Raw genomic sequence first — 18,443 nt, 5'->3', positions numbered from 1 at the left:
CGTCACTCCGGCCGGCCGGCCGTGGCCAGCGGGCGCCGCGCCGGCACGCTCACGTCCGGCTGAGTGGAGGCGAGGCGTACGACCAGCGCCGTCAGCGCCGCCAGTGCCGCCGCGACGGCGGCCAGGCCCGCGACCCAGCTCGGCGCGAGGGTGAGGTCCAGGGCCCGGGACAGCCACGCCGAGTGGAACCGGCCCTGGTACAGCTGGGCCGCGGCAAGGATCGCCGTCACCACCATCGCGCCCGCGAGGGCGGCCGGGACGGGCCGCAGGGTCACCACCACGGCGAGCAGCGCGCACAGCGCCGACACCGCGACCGAGGAGGCGTAGAGCCCGACGGGCTCGCCCGCCTGGTACATCGGGAACCACAGCATCGCGCACAGGAAGAGCGCGCCCGCCACCATCAGGCCCGGCCACGACAGCGGCTCGGCGGGACCCTTCGGCATGCGGGCCGGCCGGTGCGGCCTGGTGTCGGAGCCGAGGGACGGCGGGGCCAGGGGGACGGGTGGCGGGAAGGCGCCGCCGGGGCCCCAGCCGGTCTCGCCGCTCGGCTGCCCGGACGGGGGTTCCGGGTCGGGCAGGGTGGCGAGGGCTTCGCGTTCCTCGCTCAGCTTGCCGATGAGTTCCACGAGTTCCTCGACCGGACGCGCGGAGGCGGCCGCCCGTGCGGCCTCGCGGCCGAAGTGGCGCTCGGTCTGCGTGCGGTGCAGCAGCGCCATCAGCCGGGTCACCTCCTCCACCGGGCGGTTCTCGGCCGCCGCGCGGATGGCCTCGTCCGCGCTCGCGGCGTCGCGCGGCGGACGCGTCAGCAGGGTGACCAGGCGGGTGACGTCCTCGATCGACCGGTCCGTGCCGACGGCGCGCAGCGCGTCGACGGTGGCCTTCGCGTACTGAGGGGACTCCTCCAGCAGGGTGATCAGGTCGGCGACCTCCTCCAGGGGACGGTCGGCGACCGCGGCGTGCACCAGGGCGCTGACCGGGTCCTCGTTCGTGGCGGCTATGGAGGGGTCGTACGGCTTGGATGATGACGAGCGGATGCTCATGACTCTCCTCCATGGAAGAGATGGAAGGTTCGCCGGCTCTCGCGTCTCCCGACGCGAGTCACGACGTTGCAGTGCAGTGCCATTACTAGGTGGTAGCGCCACCGCGTGCCACCGGGGTGGGCCACGGGTATGAACCGGAGGTACGTACGTAGGGCGGATGCGGGAATCCGAGAGGAGGAGCGCGCCGTTCGGCCCGCCGGATGAGGAGGACCCGTGAAACCGAGCACGACGGTGATCGTCATCACACTCGCCCTCGCGGCGCTCGTCCTCGGCGTCGCCGTCACCCTGTTCGTCAGACTGCTGCGGACCCGGCGCGACCTCATGCGTGCCGGGCTGCCCACCGGGCCACGCTGGGTCTTCTGGGGCGCTGTCCTTTACTTCCTGCTGCCGACCGACCTCCTGCCCGACCCGATCTATCTGGACGACATCGGCGTCCTGCTCCTCGCTCTGCGCACACTGCACGGCTCTCTCAGTGGGCCGAATCGTCACGAAACCTCCCTCTGATTACGCAGAGTAAGGAAACCAACCACCCGTTCGATTCGTATAACTGACTGGAAGGGCAAGGCAGTCGGCGGACCGGGCAGCGCCCAGAGCGGGGCGTGTTGGGTCCGCGCAGCACTGACGAGGGAGAGACGATGCAACCGTTCGCGCTCAACTACGCACGTCCGGCGGTGGAGTTGGAGGCCACGACTCCGTATGTGTACGACCCCGGGCTGCAGTTGAACGTGCTCATGGACGGCCGGGTCGCCGCCGGTGACCACGCCCTGCTCAGAGAGTTGGGGACCACGACGTCCACCGCCGGTTCCAAGACACACTTCGACGACTGAACACACCACAGCCGAACATGACTGTCCTGATCCTGACCTGTGAAGAGGACGTGACCGCCGACATGGTGGTCGTGCATCTGAACGCGTCCGGGGTCCCGGTGGTCCGCCTGGATCCCGCGGACCTGCCCGGAGGCGTCGCGCTGTCCGGTGAGTACGTCCACGGCGCCTTCCGTGGCCATCTCCAGTCCGCGGGCCGCCTGGTGAGCATCGCCGGCCTGCGGTCGGTCTGGGTGCGCAGGCCCGGAGAGGCCGCCGCCGCCGCGGCCGAGCCCTCCGCCTGGCTGACCGAGGAGTCCGCCCAGGCGCTCTACGGCATGCTGCGCGGCTCGGACGCCCGCTGGATGAACCATCCCGACGCGGCCCGCCGGGCCCGTCACAAGCCCTGGCAGCTCCGGCACGCCCAGCGCTGCGGGCTGCCCGTGCCGGCCACTCTCATCACGACGTTCCCGCAGGCCGCCCGCGAGTTCGCCGACCGCTACCCCGATCTGGTGGTCAAGCCGGTCTCCGGGGCGCACCCGCAGGACCCGCCCCGTGCGGTGCCGACCAGCCGGGTCGCGCCGGACACGGACTTCTCCGCCGTGGCGTACGGGCCCACGCTGCTGCAGCGCCGGGTCGCCAAGAAGGCCGACATCCGGCTGACCGCCGTGGGCGGCCAGTTGCTCGCGGCCCGCAAGGCGACCGACGAGGACGCGGACCCCGACGACCCCGCCTCGATCGACGTGCGCTTCGCCTCGCCCGGCATCCCCTGGCACGCCACCGACGTCCCGCCCCGGGTCGCCGACGCCGTCCGCACCTATCTCCGAGACGCCGAACTGGCCTACGGCGCCTTCGACTTCGCCGAGGACGCCGACGGGACCTGGTGGTTCCTGGAGTGCAACCAGTCGGGGCAGTTCGGCTTCGTCGAGGTGGAGACGGGACAGCCGATCGCCCGGACCGTCGCGGAATGGCTCGCCCGTCCCGGCCCGGAGGAAAAGGCGCACGTCAACGGCGCGAACAGCACGGTGTGTTGAGGACGTACGAACGGCCCGGTGCGCCGAGGACGTCCGTACGGTCCGGTGGTGGCGGAGGTCAGGCGGGCAGCGAACCGGGCATCAGCGCCGTGCGCTGCCAGCCCGCTCCCGGGGCGCTGCGGTGCTCGGGAGAGGACGCGAGGCCGAAGGACTGCAGCGGCCGCATGGCGTACTCCAGTTCCCGGCTCACACGCTCGGCCTCCCGGCGAGTCTGAGTGGGGACGTCGCCGCGCTCCGCGACGAGGCGGTCGTAGATAGGGGAATCCTGGAACACCGACGTGCCTTTCGTGTGGCGGCCCATGCGCATGGGCACGGCTGCCGAGTGTAAGCGCCGCGGCAGACAGTGGCTTGAATTCCCCGGAGCACTTGACGCCGGCACGACGGTACGGCTATTCGCTCCCGCGCGCGTTCAGGACGTTCAGGCGCCGGTCGTGGAGCCGGGCCGCATGATCATCAGGACCGTGACGGTCGCCCACAGCAGGTTGAACACACCGGTGAACATGGCGAGTCGGGCGGTGCTCGAGCGCTCGACCGGCTGCCGCGCGTCCAGTTGTGCGAGCAGTTCCTCCTGGCGGGGCAGGACGAAGGCGATCAGGAGGCCGGCGGCGAAGGTGGTCAGCACGATGGAGGCGACGAGCCATCCGCTGCCGAGGACGCCCATCGCCCCGGCGGTGGCGAACCCGAGGACCGGGACCGCTATGCCGATGCCGGAGTAGACCCGGCAGATGCGGTGCAGCAGGCGGACCGTGCCCACCGCCGCCGCGTCGGAGCCGGCACGCCGTGCCGCCGGCGGCACCATGCTCGCCGCGACCGTGACGGGGCCGACGGCCACGATGGCCGCCAGGACGTGGAGGACGAGCAGGACCTTCGTCATCGGGAGGGGAGCCTTTCCGGGGTGCGATCAGCGATGCGCGGCTCACGCTAGGGATCTTCGAAGGGATCGCACAGGGGCGGAAATGACAGATTCCAACGGATTCCCGCCAGGCATGCCGTCAGCTGTTTCGGGCTGCGACCCAGGTCACGAAGCTGGCGGGAATCCGCCTATCGTGGCTCTCATGCACACCGTGGCGATCCTCGTTCTCGACCATGTGGTGCCGTTCGACATGGCGGCTCCGATGGAGGTGTTCGGCCGCACGCGGCTGCCCGACGGGCGCCGTCCGTACCGGGTGCGGCTGTGCGCCGAGTCGCGCGCGGTCCGCGCGGACGGTTTCGAGCTCCGGGTCGACCACGGCCTCGAGGCACTGTCGGACGCCGACACCGTCGTCGTCCCGGGCTGCTCACAGCTCGTCGAGGAGTTCTCCCCGCGCGCCCTCGCGGCCCTGCGGGAGGCCGCGAAGGCCGGCACCCGGATCGCGTCGGTGTGCGCCGGCGCCTTCGTGCTGGCCGAGGCCGGGCTGCTGAACGGTCTGCGCGCCACGACACACTGGGTGGCCGCGGGCGAACTGGCCCGCCGCTACCCGGAGATCGAGGTGGAGCCCGACGTGCTGTACGTCGACAACGGGCAGATCCTCACCTCGGCGGGCGCCGCCGCGGCGCTGGACCTGTGCCTGCACATGATCCGCGGCGATCTGGGTTCGGCCGTCGCGGCGGACGCCGCCCGTCTTTCCGTGATGCCGCTCGAACGCGAGGGCGGTCAGGCCCAGTTCATCGTGTACGAGCAGCCGCCCGTGCCGCGCGGCTCGACCCTCGAACCGGTCCTGGAGTGGATCGAGGACAACCTGGCCGGCGAGATCACCCTGGGCATGCTGGCGGCGCGGTCGGGGATGAGCGAGCGCACGTTCGGCCGGCGCTTCCGTGAGCAGACGGGGACGACGCCGCTCCAGTGGCTGCTGCGGGCACGCGTACGCCGGGCCCAGTATCTGCTGGAGAACAGCGACCGCCCGATCGAACGGATCGCGCAGCAGGCGGGGTTCGGGTCGCCGACGGCGTTCCGTGAGCGGTTCCGGCGCGTTGTCGGCACCACTCCGCAGACGTACCGTACGGCGTTCCACGGGAAGACGCGGGTCCCGGCCACGCCCTCCTGAGACGGCCGGTCAGACGGCCAGCGACAGGCCGCCGCCCCGGCCCGTCGTCCGCCGCGAGGCGATCAGCAGGGCGTCGGCCTCGGCGATCGCGTTCTCGACGCTCACGGCTCCCATCACGACGCACAGGGCGCGGCTGACGTCCGCCAACTCCCGTGCGGTCTGCGGCTTCTCGCACTCCGCCTGCGCGATGCGCAGCGACGCGTATCTGGTGAGCAGCGTTCTGACGACCTTCGGGTCCGGAACGAGCACGAAGCGCCCCTCTCTTGGTGTCCGCACCTCGTATTCCCGGGCAGGGCCGGACCAATCGCATCTTCCGCACCGCGGGACTCAATTGACGAAATACCGCCGCTCGACCCGATTCCCGGGCGGGCCGCGAGGCGTTGAACAGAGCGTAACTCCCCCAGCACGAACGGTGAAGTCCATGACTCGCTCCGGCCGTCTTCTCTGCGCCCTCTACCTCGCCACCAGCGGCGGACTGGCCTGGACCACGGTCCTCGAATTCCTGTACGGCCCCCGGTGGGCGGCGTTCCTGTTCGCCGCGGCGAGTCTGGTTCCGGTCATCGCCGTCGTCCGCGAGACCCTGATCCGCGATCTGCGCGCGGCCGCGGCGGGACCCCGACGCCCCGCCCGTACTCCCGCCGACGACGTCATCCACGCGGAACTCGAAGCAGCCTGCTGCGAACGCTGGTGGACCAGTCTCGGCGTCCACCACGACACGACCTGCCCGCACCGCACACGACGCAGCAGCGCCGCCTGACGGATGCCGCGCGGCGGGCGGTCAGGCGACCTGGCCGCCGTGCAGGTCCGTGTACGCACCGCCGCCGCGCAGGAGTTCCTCGTGCGTCCCGGTCTCCAGGATGTGGCCGTCGCCCATGACCACGATCCGGTCGGCGCCGCGCACGGTGGAGAGGCGGTGGGCGACGACGAACGTGGTGCGGCCGCGCAGCAGCCGGGCCAGGGCCTGCTGGACCAGGGCCTCGGAGCGGGTGTCCAGGGCCGAGGTCGCCTCGTCCAGGATCAGCACCTTGGGGTCGCGGATCAGCGCGCGGGCGATGGCGAGCCGCTGACGCTGCCCGCCGGACAGCCGGGCGCCGCGCTCGCCGACGAGGGTGTCCAGGCCCCGCGGCAGCCGCTCGACGAACTCCAGGGCGTTGGCGTCGCGCAGCGCCGCGCGCACCGTCTCCTCGTCGGCGTCGTCCATGCCGTAGGCGACGTTCTCCCGGATCGTGCCGTCGAAGAGGATCGACTCCTGCGGCACCACCGACACGAAGCGCCGGTAGGTGCGCAGGTCGAGGGTGCTCATGTCGGTGCCGTCGAGCAGCAGCCGGCCGGAGGTCGGGCGGATGAAGCCGATGACGAGGTTGAGCACCGTGGACTTGCCCGCGCCGGACGCGCCCACGAGGGCGATCGTCTCGCCCGGCGCGACCGAGAGGGTGAAGCCGGCCACGGCGGGGCGGCCGTTGTCGTCGTAGGCGTGGCCGACGTTCTCGAAGGCGACGGCGCCGCGCACGGAGGTCACCTCCGACTTGCCCTCGTTGTCCTCGAGTTCGGGCGCCTGGAGCACCTCGCCGACCGAACGGACCGACTCCAGGCCCTTGGTGATGACCGGGGCGAGGCTCGCGAGCGTCGTCGTGGAGTTGGTGAGGGTGGTCAGGAAGGCGCTGAGCATGACGACGTCGCCAGGGGTGACGCCCCAGACGCCGTAGTACGAGACCGTCGCGGCCCCGGCGAGGACGAGCACGCCGACCACGTTGAGGACGACCCAGGCCAGTGAACCGAAGCGGCCGTTGACGAGGTCGAGGCGCATGCCGGAGGTCAGCAGGCGGCGCAGGGTGCCGTCCATGCGGCGCAGCGCCTTGCCCTCCAGACCGTGGGCGCGGGTGACCGGGATGAGGCGCGTCATCTCCGACACCCGGGACGACAGGGTCTCCACCTCGTGCCGGAAGTGCTCGTTGTGGGTGCGCAGACGCGCCCTGAGGCGGGCCACGACGAGTGCGGCGGCGGGCACGACGACCAGGAAGACGGGCACGAACTCCGGTGTGCGTACGGCGATGATGACGAGTCCGCCGGTGAGCACGGTGATGGCGCCGAGCCCGCTCTCGGCGGTCTGCTGCACCATCTGCTCGACCGTCTCGACGTCACGGACGACCTTGGCCTGCAGGACGCCGGCGCTGACGCGCGAGTGGTAGCCGATGGACAGCTGCTGCATGCGCGTGCACAGCGCGGAGCGCAGCGTGGTCCCCATGCGGCGCACGCTGCCGTAGAGCAGGCGGACGTACAGCACGTGCAGCGGGTAGTTGACCAGCAGGATGAACAGGATGATCCCCGTGCTCAGCCAGAGCCTGCCGACCGGCGCGTGCTGGACGACGGTGTCGATGATGGACGCGGTGATCAGCGGGAGCAGCCAGACCGGGCTGTGCTTGACGGTGAACACGCCGACCGCCGCGATCAGGTGGCGGCGGTCGGCGCGGAACAGGTAGCCGAGGGTGCGGATCGGGTGTTCACCGCGGTAGCGGTGGTCGAGGGGTCTTTCCGACGACCACGCCATCGGCGGCATCCTCCGTGGTGACCGATTCCTGTCGGACGGTGGCGGGTTCAGACGGCGTCGAGCTGCGCCACTTCCCCGGCGCTCAGCTCGAGGCCGGTCGCGGCGAGGGAGTCGAGGATCGTCTCCGGGCGGCTGGCGCCCGGGATGGGCACGACCACCGGCGACTTGGCGAGCATCCACGCCAGGCACACCCGCTGCGGGCTCACCCCGTGGGCCTCGGCGATCCGCGCGAACGGCGCGTAGGCGGAGCCGAGTTCACGGGCCCGGGAGATGCCGCCGAGCGGACTCCAGGGCAGGAAGGCGATGCCGAGTTCGTCGCACAGTTCGAGCTCCGGCTCGCTGGAGCGGTAGGCCGGGGAGAACTGGTTCTGCACGGAGACCAGGCGCCCGCCGAGGATCTCGTTCGCCTCCCGGATCCGCTCGGGGCTCGCGTTGGAGATGCCCGCCATACGGATCTTGCCCTCGTCCAGCAGGTCGCGGATCGCGCCGACGGACTCGGCGTACGGCACCCTCGGGTCGGGCCGGTGGAACTGGTAGAGCCCGATGGCCTCCACGCCCAGCCGGCGCAGGGACGCCTCGCAGGCCTCCTTCAGATACCCGGGGCTGCCGTCGAGGGTCCAACTGCCGTCACCGGGGCGCAGATGGCCGCCCTTGGTGGCGACCAGGACGTCCTTGCCGCGGTCGTGGGAGGCGAGGGCCTTGGCGATCAGGGTCTCGTTGTGGCCGACCTCGTGGGCGTCGCGGTGGTAGGCGTCCGCGGTGTCGATCAGCGCCACCCCGGCGTCGAGGGCGGCGTGGATCGTGGCGAGGGAGCGCGCCTCGTCCGGGCGTCCCTCGATCGACATGGGCATTCCGCCCAGTCCGATCGCGCTGACTTCGACGTCACCGATGCGGCGGGTGTGCATGGGCTCGTGACCTCTTTCCGCTGTCGCGGGACCGAATCTTGTTCGGCCCACCGCACGGGCGTACGGCGGTACCGGACCGCGTTCCAGCCTGAACCCCCTTCGGGCCGGAGGTCCAATAGAGGAAAGAGAACGCATTCAGCAGCCGGGCAACTGAATCGCCCCGCACGTCGAAACGGCTTGCGCGGACGGCCGGGCGGTGTGCGAGGCTCGCTGGCGACCAGCCGTCACGACGGGCGGCACAGTGGAGAGGCGGCGGCATGCGCATCGGACTGCTCGGCACCGGTCCCTGGGCGGAGATGGCTCACGCCCCCGCACTGAGCGAGCACACGGGACTGGACTTCGCCGGGGTGTGGGGCCGCCGTCCGGAGGCGGCCAAGGACCTCGCCGACCGGCACGGGACGCGCGCCTACGACGATGTCGACGCGCTCTTCGCCGACGTGGACGCGGTGGCCGTGGCCCTGCCTCCGGCCGTGCAGGCGGACCTCGCGGTACGGGCGGCGCGGGCGGGATGCCATCTGCTGCTGGACAAGCCGCTCGCGACGACGGTCGAGCAGGGGCGGGCGGTGGTCGAGGCCGTGCGGGAGACCGGGGTCGCCTCGGTCGTCTTCTTCACCAGCCGCTTCGTCACGGAGACCGAGGCGTGGATCTCCGCGCAGGCAAGGACCGGCGGCTGGTTCACCGCGCGGGCGCAGTGGCTGGGATCGCTCTACGGCAGTGGCAGCGACAGCCCGTTCGCCGCCTCGCCGTGGCGGCAGGAGAAGGGCGCGCTGTGGGACGTGGGACCCCATGCGCTGTCCGTGCTGCTGCCCGTCCTCGGGGACGCGCGCCGCGTGACGGCGTCGGCGCCCGGCCCCGGCGACACCGTCCATCTCGTCCTCGACCACACCGGCGGCGCGTCGAGCAGCCTCACCCTCAGCCTGTCGGCACCCGCCGCGGCTGCGGGAACCGCCGTGGAACTCCGCGGCGAGACGGGCGTGGCCGTCCTCCCCACCAGTACCGAAGGTGCCGTCACCGCCCTGGTCCACGCCGCCGACGCGCTCCTGGCCGCCGCCGGCACCGGCCGCCCGCACCCGTGCGACGCGGCCTTCGGACTGCGCGTCACGGAGATCCTGACCGAGGCCGAGACCCTGCTGGACCGCCGCACCGGCTGACCCGGCCGCACCGGACGTCGCGGCACCACGGCCCCGCCCCTCCCCCGCGCCTCCGGCATGCGGTACCCGCCCCGCCGTAGGAGCGTGGGGGTGTGGGAAAGGTGGCCGATCTGTCAGCGCACCGGGACCGCACCCGGCGGGGCTGGCTGCGGGGCGCTCCGCCGCCGTGGTGGGTGAAGGCGCTTCCGGTGGTCCTGATCGCGGGCGTGTGCACCGCGGCGCTGATCAGTCCCGATCCGCTCGACATCGGATTCCTGCTGGGAGCGATCCCGCCGCTGGCCGTCCTGTCGTACGGCCCGTGGGCGACCGCGGTCCTCGGCGCCGCCGTGGTCGCCGTGCTCAACGTGCCGGCCTTCCAGTTCGACAACCCTGGCAACACCGACCTGCTGACCATCCTCTTCGTGGCCGGGCTGAGCGTGTTCGTGTCGTACGTGCGCAGTCACCGCGACGCCCAGCTGGACCTGGAGCGCACCATCGCCGAGGCGGCGCAGCGCGCGGTCGTGCCGCCCCTGCCGGAACGCGTCGGCGCGGTCCGCTGCGCCGGGCTGTACCGGGCCGCGCAGCGCGGGACCCTGGTGGGCGGCGACTTCTTCGACGTGCGCGAGGGGCCGTACGGCGTGCGGGCCGTGCTCGGCGACGTCCAGGGGCACGGTCTGTCGGCGATCTCCACGGTGGCCTCCCTGCTGGGGGCCTTCCGGGAAGCGGTCCTCGACCAGCCGGACCTGGAGTCGGTCGCCGCCCGCCTCGACCGCAGGCTGCTGGCCGACTCCGCGTCGTCCCGGTACGCCGAACTGTTCGCGACCGCCGTGCTGCTGGAGTTCTCCCCGGACGCGCGCTCGGTGCGGATGGTCTCCTGCGGGCATCCGGCGCCCCTGCTGCTGCGCGGCCGGGAGGCCACCGAGGTCGAGCTCACCGCATGGACGCCGCTCGGGCTCGGCCTGTCCGCCGGCGGTCCGCCCACCGGGCTCACGCTGCGGCTGGAGCCCGGGCACAGTCTGTTCCTGGCCTCGGACGGCGTCAGCGAGGCCAGGGACGACGACGGCACCTTCTACCCGCTGCCCGCCCGCCTCGCGGCCCTGGCCGACACCGACCCGGCGGTGCTCGCCGAGCGGATCTGGACGGATCTCGTGCGGTACTGCCCCGCCGTCGTGGACGACGTGACGATGCTCGTCCTCACCTCCGGGTCACCGGACGGCCGCTGACATCCTCCTCGGTGGCGGCCTGCTCGCTGTCGCCCTCGGCGTCGATGTGCGGCAGGATCCTGTCGAGCCAGCGCGGCGTCCACCAGGCGCGCGGCCCCAGCAGCGTCATCACTGCGGGGACCATCAGCAGCCGTACGACGGATGCGTCGATCAGCACGCTCACCGCCAGGCCCAGCCCCAGCATCTTGACCACGACGTTGTCGCTGACGACGAACGCCGCGAAGACACTCACCATGATCAGCGCCGCGCAGGTGATCACCCGTGCCGTGATCTCCAGGGCATGGGCGACCGATGCCTTGGCGTCGCCGGTGCGCAGCCACGCCTCGTGGACCCGGGAGAGCAGGAAGATCTCGTAGTCCATGCTCAGTCCGAAGATGATCGCGAACATCATCATCGGCACATAGCTCTCGATGGGCACCTTGCCGTTGACGCCCAGTGCGGGCCCGCCCCAGCCCCATTGGAAGACGGCCACGACGACGCCGTACGAGGCCCCGATCGACAGGACGTTGAGGACGGCCGCCTTGACGGCCACGAGCAGGCCGCGGAAGACGGCGAGGATGATCAGGAAGGCGAGGCCGACCACGACGCCGATGATCAGCGGCAGCCGGCTCGCCACGATGTCCCGGAAGTCGACCTGGGCCGCCGTCGTGCCGGTGACGTAACCCTTGGCGTCCGTGCCGGAGACCGCGTCCGGGAGCGTGGTGTGGACCAGGCCGTTCACCAGGTTCGTGGTGGTGGCGCTCTGCGGTGACTGCTCCGAGTAGACCGTGCCGATCAGGACGTCGCCGTCGCTCGTCGGCGTCAGCTGGGTGACGGTGGAGGCGCCGGCGACCCCGTTGAGGGTCTTCTGCGCCTGGGCGGAGAGGTCGGAGCGCTGGGAGGACGGTACGGCGGTCTGGTCGATGACGACGGTCAGCGGGCCGTTGGAGCCGGGGCCGAAGGCGGTGGTCATCAGGTCGTAGGCGCGCCGGTCGGTGAAGGACGTGGGGTCGGCGCCGTCGCCGATGTGCCCGAGCTGGATGGAGAGCACCGGGATCGCGAGGACGACGACGATCGTGACGCCTGCCGCAAGGAACTGCCAGGGCCTGCGCTCCACACGCTGCGCGTAGCGGTGCCAGGTGCCCTGCGGTGCCGCGCCCGGCGCGGCGTCGGTCTCCGCGACGGGCTTGCGCACGTGGAGGCGGTCGATGTGCCGGCCGATCAGCCCCAGCAGGGCCGGGACCAGGGTCAGCGCTCCGAGCACCGCCGTGACGACCGTCATCGCGGCGGCGAGGCCGAGCTTGCCGATGAAGGAGACGCCGGAGGCGTACAGGCCCGCGAGGGCGATGATGACCGTGGTGCCGGAGACGAGGACCGCCCGCCCGCTGGTGGCGGTGGCATGGCCCGCGGAGTGCACGGGATCGGCGCCGTCCATGAGGTTCTGCCGGTGCCGGGTGATCAGGAACAGGGCGTAGTCGATACCGACGCCGAGGCCGATCATCGTGGCCAGGGTCGGCGAGACGGTGGCGAAGGTGAAGGCGGCGGCGAACAGGCCGAGGATCGCGAGCCCGCCGACCGCTCCCACGAGCGCCGTCAGCAGGGGGAGCCCGGCGGCGATCACGCTGCCGAAGCCGATCAGCAGGACGACGATGGCCACGCCGAAGCCGATGAGCTCGCTGACGCGGTCGTCGGCGGCGGGCCGGGCCAGTTCACCGAGCGGTCCGCCGTACTCGACCTGCGCTCCGGCCGAACGCAGCGGCTGCACGGCCTTGTCCACACCGTTCAGATAGGAGTCGCCGAGCGTCGAGGGCTGGACGTCGAAGCGGACGGTGATGTAGGCGGTCTTGCCGTCGGAGGAGAGGGGCCCGACCTTCGAGGCGGGCGTGGACAGCGGGTTCTGGGCGGACAGCACGTGCGGCAGCTTCTGCAGGTCACCGATGGTGGTGGACATCTGCGAGCCGAGCCCGGTCAGGGATTTCTGTCCGTCGTGCATCACGATCTGGCTGCTGTAGCCGCCGGCCGCGGGGTCGTGCTTCTTCAGCACGTTCAGCCCCTGCTGGGACTGCACGCCCGACAGGGAGAAGTTGTCGGAGTACTCACCGCCGAAGGACCTGTTGAGGAACTGGAGCGCCACGAGGGCGACCAGCCAGGCGATGATGACGATCACGAAATGACGGGCACACCATTGTCCGAGCCGTCGGAGCACACCTCCGGCTGCGGTACCCGATGCCCCCGGCTCGTTGCGGGTCGGTGCCATGGCCTCGGCCTTCTCTGCGGGTCGAGAGGTCGGCGCCCTCTCGTCGTTCGCAATGCCGTGCGCCGGGTCCCGGCGAGACGATCTCCCGTCCGGGCGAGGTGTTCTCTCATTAGACGCCCGCTCTTTCGCCCCGGCATCTCGGACCGGGCCCCCTTCCGGATGCACGCGGCGCCAGGGCGTTGAATGGTGTTAGCAGAAGCGTTCCGGACCCGAGGAGCAGAGATGATGCCGACGCCACAGCCCGACGCGTCCGGGCCGTCCGAGGATCGCGTCACCCCGGACGACCTGCTCCACACCAGTACCGGCACCGTCGTGTCGCCGGAGGACCTCGTTCTTGCCACCGGCAGGGACATCAACCCGCGCAGCCTCGAATGGGCCAGGCGCAAGCTGGAGGCGGAAGGCCCCGCCGCCCTCGAAAAACTCCTGCCGTAGCCGCTTCCTCTCCCCCTGGAGCCCGGCGCCGGTTCAGTCCGTGCCCTCGGGCTCCAGGCACAGCACAGGCACCTGCTGGACCAGGTTGTTGGCGAACCCGCCGCGGTTCCAGTGCTGGTCCAGCGGCTGGGTGAGCCCCTCGGTGTCGGTGGCCCGCGCGCTCAGCACGTGCTCGCCGGCGACCGCCGTCCAGTCGAAGCGCCAGTGGCGCCACGCCCACCGCCGTCCGGCGTCGGGTGCCAGCTCGGCCTCGTGCCAGCTGCGTCCCGCGTCCGTGCTCACCTCGACCCGGGTCACCGGTGCCCGCCCCGACCAGGCCCGCCCCTCCAGCGGCACCGGTCCGGGCCGCACCACCCGGGCCCGCGACATGAAGTCCGGGAAGCCGGGCGGGACCACCAGGGCGCGCGGCGCGATCCGGGTGACCGGCTCGCCCTCGTCCGCGGGGTCCTGCCGCAGCCGGTAGGCCACGGTCTGCTGGAATCCCGTGAACTGTGCGTCGGTGACGGCGACTTCGCGCAGCCACTTCACATGGGCCATGCCGTACCAGCCGGGCACGACCAGCCGCAGCGGGTGGCCGTGCTGCGGCGGCAGCGGAGCGCCGTTCATCGCGTACGACACCAGCACCTCGGGCTCGGTGCCCGTCGCCACGTCCACCGGCAGGGACCGCTGGTAGTCCTGTTCCACCCCGCGCTCCACGCCGTGGTCGGCTCCGGTGAAGACGACGTCGACGGCGTCCTCCTCCACGCCGGCCTCGGCGAGCAGCAACCGCAGCGGGACACCTGTCCACTCCGCGGTGCCGACGGCCTCGACGAGCCAGGGCTGGCTCACCGGACGGGGCGTGAGCAGGGCCCGGCCGTTGCCCGCGCACTCCAGCGTCACGCGCGTGGTCACCTGGGGATACGACCGCAGTGCGGCCAGGTCCAGGTGCAGCGGGCGGCGGACCCGGCCCCCGACAGTCAGCGTCCAGGGCGCGTCCTCGGGGACGTAGGGCATGTCGTAGTGCGTCAGTACGTAGTGCAGTCCCGGCGGGGTGACGTCGTAGCGCAGTGCCTCGAGCGGGATGCCGTGGTTGCGGGTGGCCAGCGCCAGTTCGTCCTGGCCGATGCCCTCGTCGGGGGCGGCCAGCCGGGCGGGGGCGCTCGTGTCGGCGAGTCGATGGCCCATGGCCGCATTATCGCGCCGGGCGGCCGGGCCGGCACCTTGTCGGCCGGAGGACGGCAACTCCTGTCCGGCCGAGGGGAGTTCGATCAAGAAGTTTCCGATCATTGCCCGGCCGTTGCCCGTTCACCCTTTCGAGATGTGCCTTCGGGCTGACAGACTCCGCAGGTGCCCGACTTCGACATGCTTGTGATCGGATCCGGCCCGGGTGGCCAGAAGGCCGCCATCGCTGCGGCCAAACTCGGCCGCCGGGTCGCCGTCGTCGACCGCCCCGACATGGTCGGCGGGGTCTCCATCCATACCGGCACCATCCCCTCCAAGACCCTGCGCGAGGCGGTGCTGTACCTGACCGGACTCACCCAGCGCGATCTCTACGGGCAGAGCTACCGGCTGAAGGAGGACATCACCGTCGCCGACCTGACCGCGCGCACCCAGCACGTGGTTAGCCGCGAGGTCGACGTCATCCGCAGTCAGCTCTCCCGCAACCACGTCTCCCTCTTCGCCGGCACCGGCCGCTTCGTGGACCCCCACACGGTCGCGCTGCGCGAGGTCACCGGCAACGAGCGCCTGATCAGTGCGGAGAACGTCGTCATCGCCACCGGCACCCGGCCGGCCCGGCCGGACAGCGTGGAGTTCGACGGCCGTACGATCATGGACTCCGACAACGTCCTCGCCCTCGAACACGTCCCGCGCTCCATGGTCATCGTCGGCGCCGGCGTGATCGGCATGGAGTACGCCTCCATGTTCGCCGCGCTGGGCAGCAAGGTGACGGTGGTCGAGAAGCGATCCGGAATGCTCGACATGTGCGACGTCGAGATCATCGAGTCGCTCAAGTACCACCTGCGGGACCTCGCCGTGACCTTCCGGTTCGGCGAGACCGTCGCGGCGGTGGAGCGGCATCCGCGCGGCACGCTCACCGTGCTGGAGAGCGGCAAGAAGATACCGGCCGACGCCGTGATGTACTCGGCGGGCCGGCAGGGCCTGACCGACGAACTCAACCTGGAGAAGGCCGGGTTGACCGCCGACAAGCGCGGCCGGATCGCCGTCGACGAGAACTACCGCACCGAGGTGCCGCACATCTACGCGGTCGGTGACGTGATCGGCTTCCCCGCGCTGGCGGCGACGTCGATGGAACAAGGCCGGACGGCGGCGTACCACGCCTGCGGCGAGCCGGTGGGCCGGCTGCAGGACCTCCAGCCCATCGGCATCTACACCATTCCGGAGATCAGCTTCGTCGGCCGGACCGAGGACCAACTCACCGATGAGAGCGTGCCGTTCGAGGTGGGCATCTCCCGCTACCGCGAACTCGCGCGCGGCCAGATCGTCGGCGACTCGCACGGCATGCTGAAGCTGCTGGTCTCCCCCGAGGACCGCAGGCTGCTCGGCGTGCACTGTTTCGGCTCCGGCGCCACCGAGCTGATCCACATCGGGCAGACCGTGATGGGCTGCGGAGGAACGGTCGACTACCTCGTCGACGCGGTCTTCAACTACCCGACGCTGGCTGAGTCCTACAAGGTCGCGGCCCTGGACGCCACCAACAAACTCCGGCAGATCGACCACATCGGGGACTGACGTGCGGGCCCGGCGCCGTCAGCGTTCCTGCTCGGCGTCGGGCAACTCCGTGTCGTCCGCCACGACATGGACGGCCGCCTCCTCGGCGCCCGCGGCCCCGGCGTCGATGCCCACGTCGAAGGCGACGGACTCCTTCGTGGTGTCGGGGTGGGCGCCCTCGTCCGGGGCGACCAGACGGCCGGCGCGGTCGGTACCGGCCTCGGGGTCGACGGGTTCGCCCTCGCCCTGGGGCAGGTCGCCGATCTCGTCGCCCGGCGGCGGTGTCACGTCAGGGACTTCCTCCGCGAGCCGTTCGTCGAGGGTCTCGCCGTCGTGCTGTTCGGCGGCCGTGGTGCCGTGCCTGGTGACACCGAGCGGCTTCTCGGGCGGCGAATAGCCCTCGTCGAGGGTGTCGTCGTAGGAGCGTTCGCCGATGGCGTTCTGGAGATCGAGCGACGCGGCGTCCGCCTGCTCCTCGTTGGTTCCGGTGGGCTGGTAGGCGTCGTCGGCCATCGGTTCGGGACTCGTGCCTTCGCTGCCCATGGCTGTCTCCTTCGCGCGCTCGCTCAGTCGTTCTCGTACGGTGTCCCGATCCGCGTTTCCCGTTGCGCGCGGTCCAACCCCCGGCCCTCCCGGGCAGCCTGGGAGATTACCCCCTGGTCAATCTTGAATGCGCTGAGTGGGGGGCTATCATCACTCGCACACACGCTGTTACTGCCCGGCAACGCACCGGCCGTGCGGGTTCCACCATGCCGTTCTCCGCCCCTGGCCCGAGGCCAACCCTCGTGCGCCCGGGGCGAGTTCAACCCCCCACTCCCATACGTCGTCCGGGCCGCCGCCGTCCCTGACGTCGTGCAAGACGGAAAGCAGCGCACATGAGCAACATCAGGGGCAGAGGGCTGCAGGCCAATGTCCTCGGTACGTTCGACACCGTGGTGATGGCCGTCGCCGGAAGCGCCCCGGCCTATTCCATCGCCGCCACCACGGCCGTGCTCGTCGGCGCGGTGGGCCTGGCCAGCCCGGCCGCACTCCTGTACTGCGCGATACCCATGCTGGGTATCGCGCTCGCTTTCAGCTACCTCGGCCGTATCGACGTGAACGCGGGCGCCAGTTACTCGTGGGTGGGGCGCACGCTCCATCCCTTTCTCGGCTTCATCAGCGGCTGGGCGCTGGTGATCTCGGCGACCATCTTCATGGTGGCGGGCTCCCTGCCGGCCGGTGCGATGACCCTCTCCCTCTTCGACGAGGGCCTCGCCGACGACACCGCGCTGTCGACGGTCGTCGGCGCCGCCTGGTTCGTCCTCATGCTGCTCGTCGTGCTGGGCGGCGCCCGTCTCACCGTGCGCGCCCAGCTCCTGATGTCCGGCGTCGAGCTCGCCATCCTGGCGCTGTTCGCCGTGCTCGCGCTGTTCCACACCGGCAACGCCGGTACCTTCGACTGGTCCTGGCTCGGCTTCAGCCACTTCCATGGGATGGCGGGCTTCGCCTCGGGCGCCCTCGTCGCGGCCTTCTACTACTGGGGCTGGGACGTCACGAGCAACCTCAGCGAGGAGACCAGGAACAGCCGTCGTACGACGGGACTTGCGGGCCTGATCGGAGTGGGCATCGTCTTCCTGCTGTTCGAGGTGTTCACCATCGCGGTGAACGTCGTCCTCAGCTCGCGGCAGATCGAGGAGAACGACGCGAACGTGCTGGGCGCGCTCGGCGAGGAGATCTGGCCCGGCTGGGGCGGCAAGCTGCTGATCGTGGCGGTGATGCTCTCGACCATCGCCACGCTGGAGACCACCCTCATCCAGGTCACCCGCTCCCTGTTCGCCATGGGCCGCGACCGTACGATGCCCTCCGCGCTGGGCCGCGTGCACCGCACATGGAACACACCATGGGTGGCGATCACGGTGGTCGGCGGGGTGGCACTGGCGATGTTCATCGCCTCCAACGCCCTGGGCTCGGTGGGCGACATCCTGTCCGACGCGATCTCGGCGATCGGCCTGCAGATCGCCGTCTACTACGGCCTCGCAGGACTCGCGGTGGTCGTCGCGTACCGCAAGATGCTGCTGAAGTCGGCGGCCGACTTCCTTCTCGGCGGGCTGTGGCCGCTGTTCGGCGCCGTGTTCATGTTCTGGATCTTCGTCGAGTCACTGAGCGAGCTCGAGCCGGCGGCGATCGCCATCGGCATCGGCGGGCTGGCCGTCGGCCTGATCCCGATGCTCTGGTACTGGAAACAGGGCAGCGACTACTACCGGCCCGCCCGGCTGGACGCCACCAGGACCGTCGCGGCCGAGTACGTGCCCGACGACCAGCCGGCCCCGAACTCACGTGTCCACGAGGGTCTCTCCACCGACTTCTGAGGGAGACCCCG

19 protein-coding genes are annotated in these 18,443 nt (G+C 71.2%); 10 read left to right on the top strand and 9 right to left on the bottom strand.

The features are described 5' to 3' along the window. Positions 1–2 precede the first annotated feature (2 nt). On the bottom strand, positions 3–1,040 hold the full coding sequence (locus ACIBN2_RS32345) for a hypothetical protein (protein WP_399139729.1): 1,038 nt from the start codon (positions 1,038–1,040) through the stop codon (positions 3–5). Positions 1,041–1,253: 213 nt separating this feature from the next. Between ACIBN2_RS32345 and ACIBN2_RS32340 the strand changes: the two genes are divergently transcribed. The 3 genes from ACIBN2_RS32340 to tgmB all read left to right on the top strand — a co-directional run bounded on the left by ACIBN2_RS32340 (position 1,254) and on the right by tgmB (position 2,877). Beyond that, complete coding sequence (locus ACIBN2_RS32340; protein WP_399139727.1) at positions 1,254–1,544, top strand: YkvA family protein; 291 nt, start codon at positions 1,254–1,256, stop codon at positions 1,542–1,544. A gap of 131 nt (positions 1,545–1,675) precedes the next feature. Then, on the top strand, positions 1,676–1,867 hold the full coding sequence (tgmA, locus tag ACIBN2_RS32335; protein ID WP_384265240.1) for a putative ATP-grasp-modified RiPP: 192 nt from the start codon (positions 1,676–1,678) through the stop codon (positions 1,865–1,867). Between the two features lie 17 nt (positions 1,868–1,884). Further along, positions 1,885–2,877, top strand: a complete 993-nt coding sequence (tgmB, locus tag ACIBN2_RS32330) for an ATP-grasp ribosomal peptide maturase (RefSeq protein WP_399139724.1) — start codon at positions 1,885–1,887, stop codon at positions 2,875–2,877. Between the two features lie 58 nt (positions 2,878–2,935). On the opposite strand, the gene ACIBN2_RS32325 is transcribed toward tgmB, so the two are convergent. Both ACIBN2_RS32325 and ACIBN2_RS32320 read right to left on the bottom strand, forming a co-directional pair. Continuing rightward, a complete protein-coding gene (locus tag ACIBN2_RS32325) occupies positions 2,936–3,151 on the bottom strand; it encodes a hypothetical protein (RefSeq protein WP_399140231.1) in 216 nt (71 codons plus the stop codon). 144 nt (positions 3,152–3,295) lie between these two features. After that, positions 3,296–3,751 (bottom strand): DUF2269 family protein, encoded by a 456-nt coding sequence (locus ACIBN2_RS32320; protein WP_399139722.1) that lies wholly within the window; start codon positions 3,749–3,751, stop codon positions 3,296–3,298. A gap of 181 nt (positions 3,752–3,932) precedes the next feature. On the opposite strand from ACIBN2_RS32320, the gene ACIBN2_RS32315 reads away from it, so the two are divergent. Then, a complete protein-coding gene (locus ACIBN2_RS32315) occupies positions 3,933–4,901 on the top strand; it encodes a GlxA family transcriptional regulator (RefSeq protein WP_399139720.1) in 969 nt (322 codons plus the stop codon). A 9-nt stretch (positions 4,902–4,910) separates the two neighbouring features. On the opposite strand, the gene ACIBN2_RS32310 is transcribed toward ACIBN2_RS32315, so the two are convergent. Next, entirely contained in the window at positions 4,911–5,150 is a 240-nt protein-coding gene (locus tag ACIBN2_RS32310; protein ID WP_399139719.1) for a DUF5133 domain-containing protein, read from the bottom strand. 172 nt (positions 5,151–5,322) lie between these two features. Here ACIBN2_RS32310 and ACIBN2_RS32305 point away from each other — a divergent pair, with 172 nt between their 5' ends. After that, complete coding sequence (locus ACIBN2_RS32305) at positions 5,323–5,658, top strand: hypothetical protein (RefSeq protein ID WP_399139717.1); 336 nt, start codon at positions 5,323–5,325, stop codon at positions 5,656–5,658. Between the two features lie 21 nt (positions 5,659–5,679). Here the strand turns inward: ACIBN2_RS32305 and ACIBN2_RS32300 are convergent, their stop codons facing one another. Both ACIBN2_RS32300 and ACIBN2_RS32295 read right to left on the bottom strand, forming a co-directional pair. Then, positions 5,680–7,449: an ABC transporter ATP-binding protein gene (locus ACIBN2_RS32300; protein WP_399139715.1), complete on the bottom strand. Its 1,770-nt coding sequence runs from the start codon at positions 7,447–7,449 to the stop codon at positions 5,680–5,682. A 47-nt stretch (positions 7,450–7,496) separates the two neighbouring features. Beyond that, complete coding sequence (locus ACIBN2_RS32295; RefSeq protein WP_399139714.1) at positions 7,497–8,354, bottom strand: aldo/keto reductase; 858 nt, start codon at positions 8,352–8,354, stop codon at positions 7,497–7,499. A 257-nt stretch (positions 8,355–8,611) separates the two neighbouring features. Between ACIBN2_RS32295 and ACIBN2_RS32290 the strand changes: the two genes are divergently transcribed. Continuing rightward, the gene (locus tag ACIBN2_RS32290; protein ID WP_399139712.1) at positions 8,612–9,505 is read left to right on the top strand and encodes a Gfo/Idh/MocA family protein; all 894 of its coding nucleotides are present in this window, start codon (positions 8,612–8,614) and stop codon (positions 9,503–9,505) included. Positions 9,506–9,597: 92 nt separating this feature from the next. Further along, positions 9,598–10,707, top strand: a complete 1,110-nt coding sequence (locus tag ACIBN2_RS32285) for a PP2C family protein-serine/threonine phosphatase (RefSeq protein WP_399139711.1) — start codon at positions 9,598–9,600, stop codon at positions 10,705–10,707. Here the strand turns inward: ACIBN2_RS32285 and ACIBN2_RS32280 are convergent. Then, positions 10,679–12,943: an MMPL family transporter gene (locus tag ACIBN2_RS32280; protein WP_399139710.1), complete on the bottom strand. Its 2,265-nt coding sequence runs from the start codon at positions 12,941–12,943 to the stop codon at positions 10,679–10,681. The genes ACIBN2_RS32285 and ACIBN2_RS32280 overlap by 29 nt on opposite strands. Before the next feature lie 225 nt (positions 12,944–13,168). Here ACIBN2_RS32280 and ACIBN2_RS32275 point away from each other — a divergent pair, with 225 nt between their 5' ends. Beyond that, positions 13,169–13,375 carry a hypothetical protein gene (locus ACIBN2_RS32275; protein WP_399140230.1) on the top strand — a complete coding sequence of 69 codons (207 nt, stop codon included), beginning with the start codon at positions 13,169–13,171 and terminating at the stop codon, positions 13,373–13,375. A gap of 33 nt (positions 13,376–13,408) precedes the next feature. On the opposite strand, the gene ACIBN2_RS32270 is transcribed toward ACIBN2_RS32275, so the two are convergent. Further along, a complete protein-coding gene (locus ACIBN2_RS32270) occupies positions 13,409–14,539 on the bottom strand; it encodes a sulfite oxidase (RefSeq protein ID WP_399139709.1) in 1,131 nt (376 codons plus the stop codon). Positions 14,540–14,701: 162 nt separating this feature from the next. Between ACIBN2_RS32270 and sthA the strand changes: the two genes are divergently transcribed. Further along, positions 14,702–16,105 carry a Si-specific NAD(P)(+) transhydrogenase gene (gene sthA / locus ACIBN2_RS32265; protein WP_399139708.1) on the top strand — a complete coding sequence of 468 codons (1,404 nt, stop codon included), beginning with the start codon at positions 14,702–14,704 and terminating at the stop codon, positions 16,103–16,105. A gap of 18 nt (positions 16,106–16,123) precedes the next feature. Here sthA and ACIBN2_RS32260 read toward each other — a convergent pair whose 3' ends face one another. Beyond that, positions 16,124–16,627, bottom strand: a complete 504-nt coding sequence (locus ACIBN2_RS32260; protein ID WP_399139706.1) for a DUF5709 domain-containing protein — start codon at positions 16,625–16,627, stop codon at positions 16,124–16,126. A gap of 332 nt (positions 16,628–16,959) precedes the next feature. Here ACIBN2_RS32260 and ACIBN2_RS32255 point away from each other — a divergent pair, with 332 nt between their 5' ends. Then, positions 16,960–18,432: an APC family permease gene (locus ACIBN2_RS32255; RefSeq protein WP_399139704.1), complete on the top strand. Its 1,473-nt coding sequence runs from the start codon at positions 16,960–16,962 to the stop codon at positions 18,430–18,432. Positions 18,433–18,443 lie beyond the last annotated feature (11 nt).

Origin of the sequence: Streptomyces sp. NPDC050534 (assembly GCF_044457745.1) — a bacterium.
Classification (GTDB): domain Bacteria; phylum Actinomycetota; class Actinomycetes; order Streptomycetales; family Streptomycetaceae; genus Streptomyces.
Note: the sequence above shows the minus strand (reverse complement) of the source record. Positions and strands in the feature narration are given on the sequence as shown.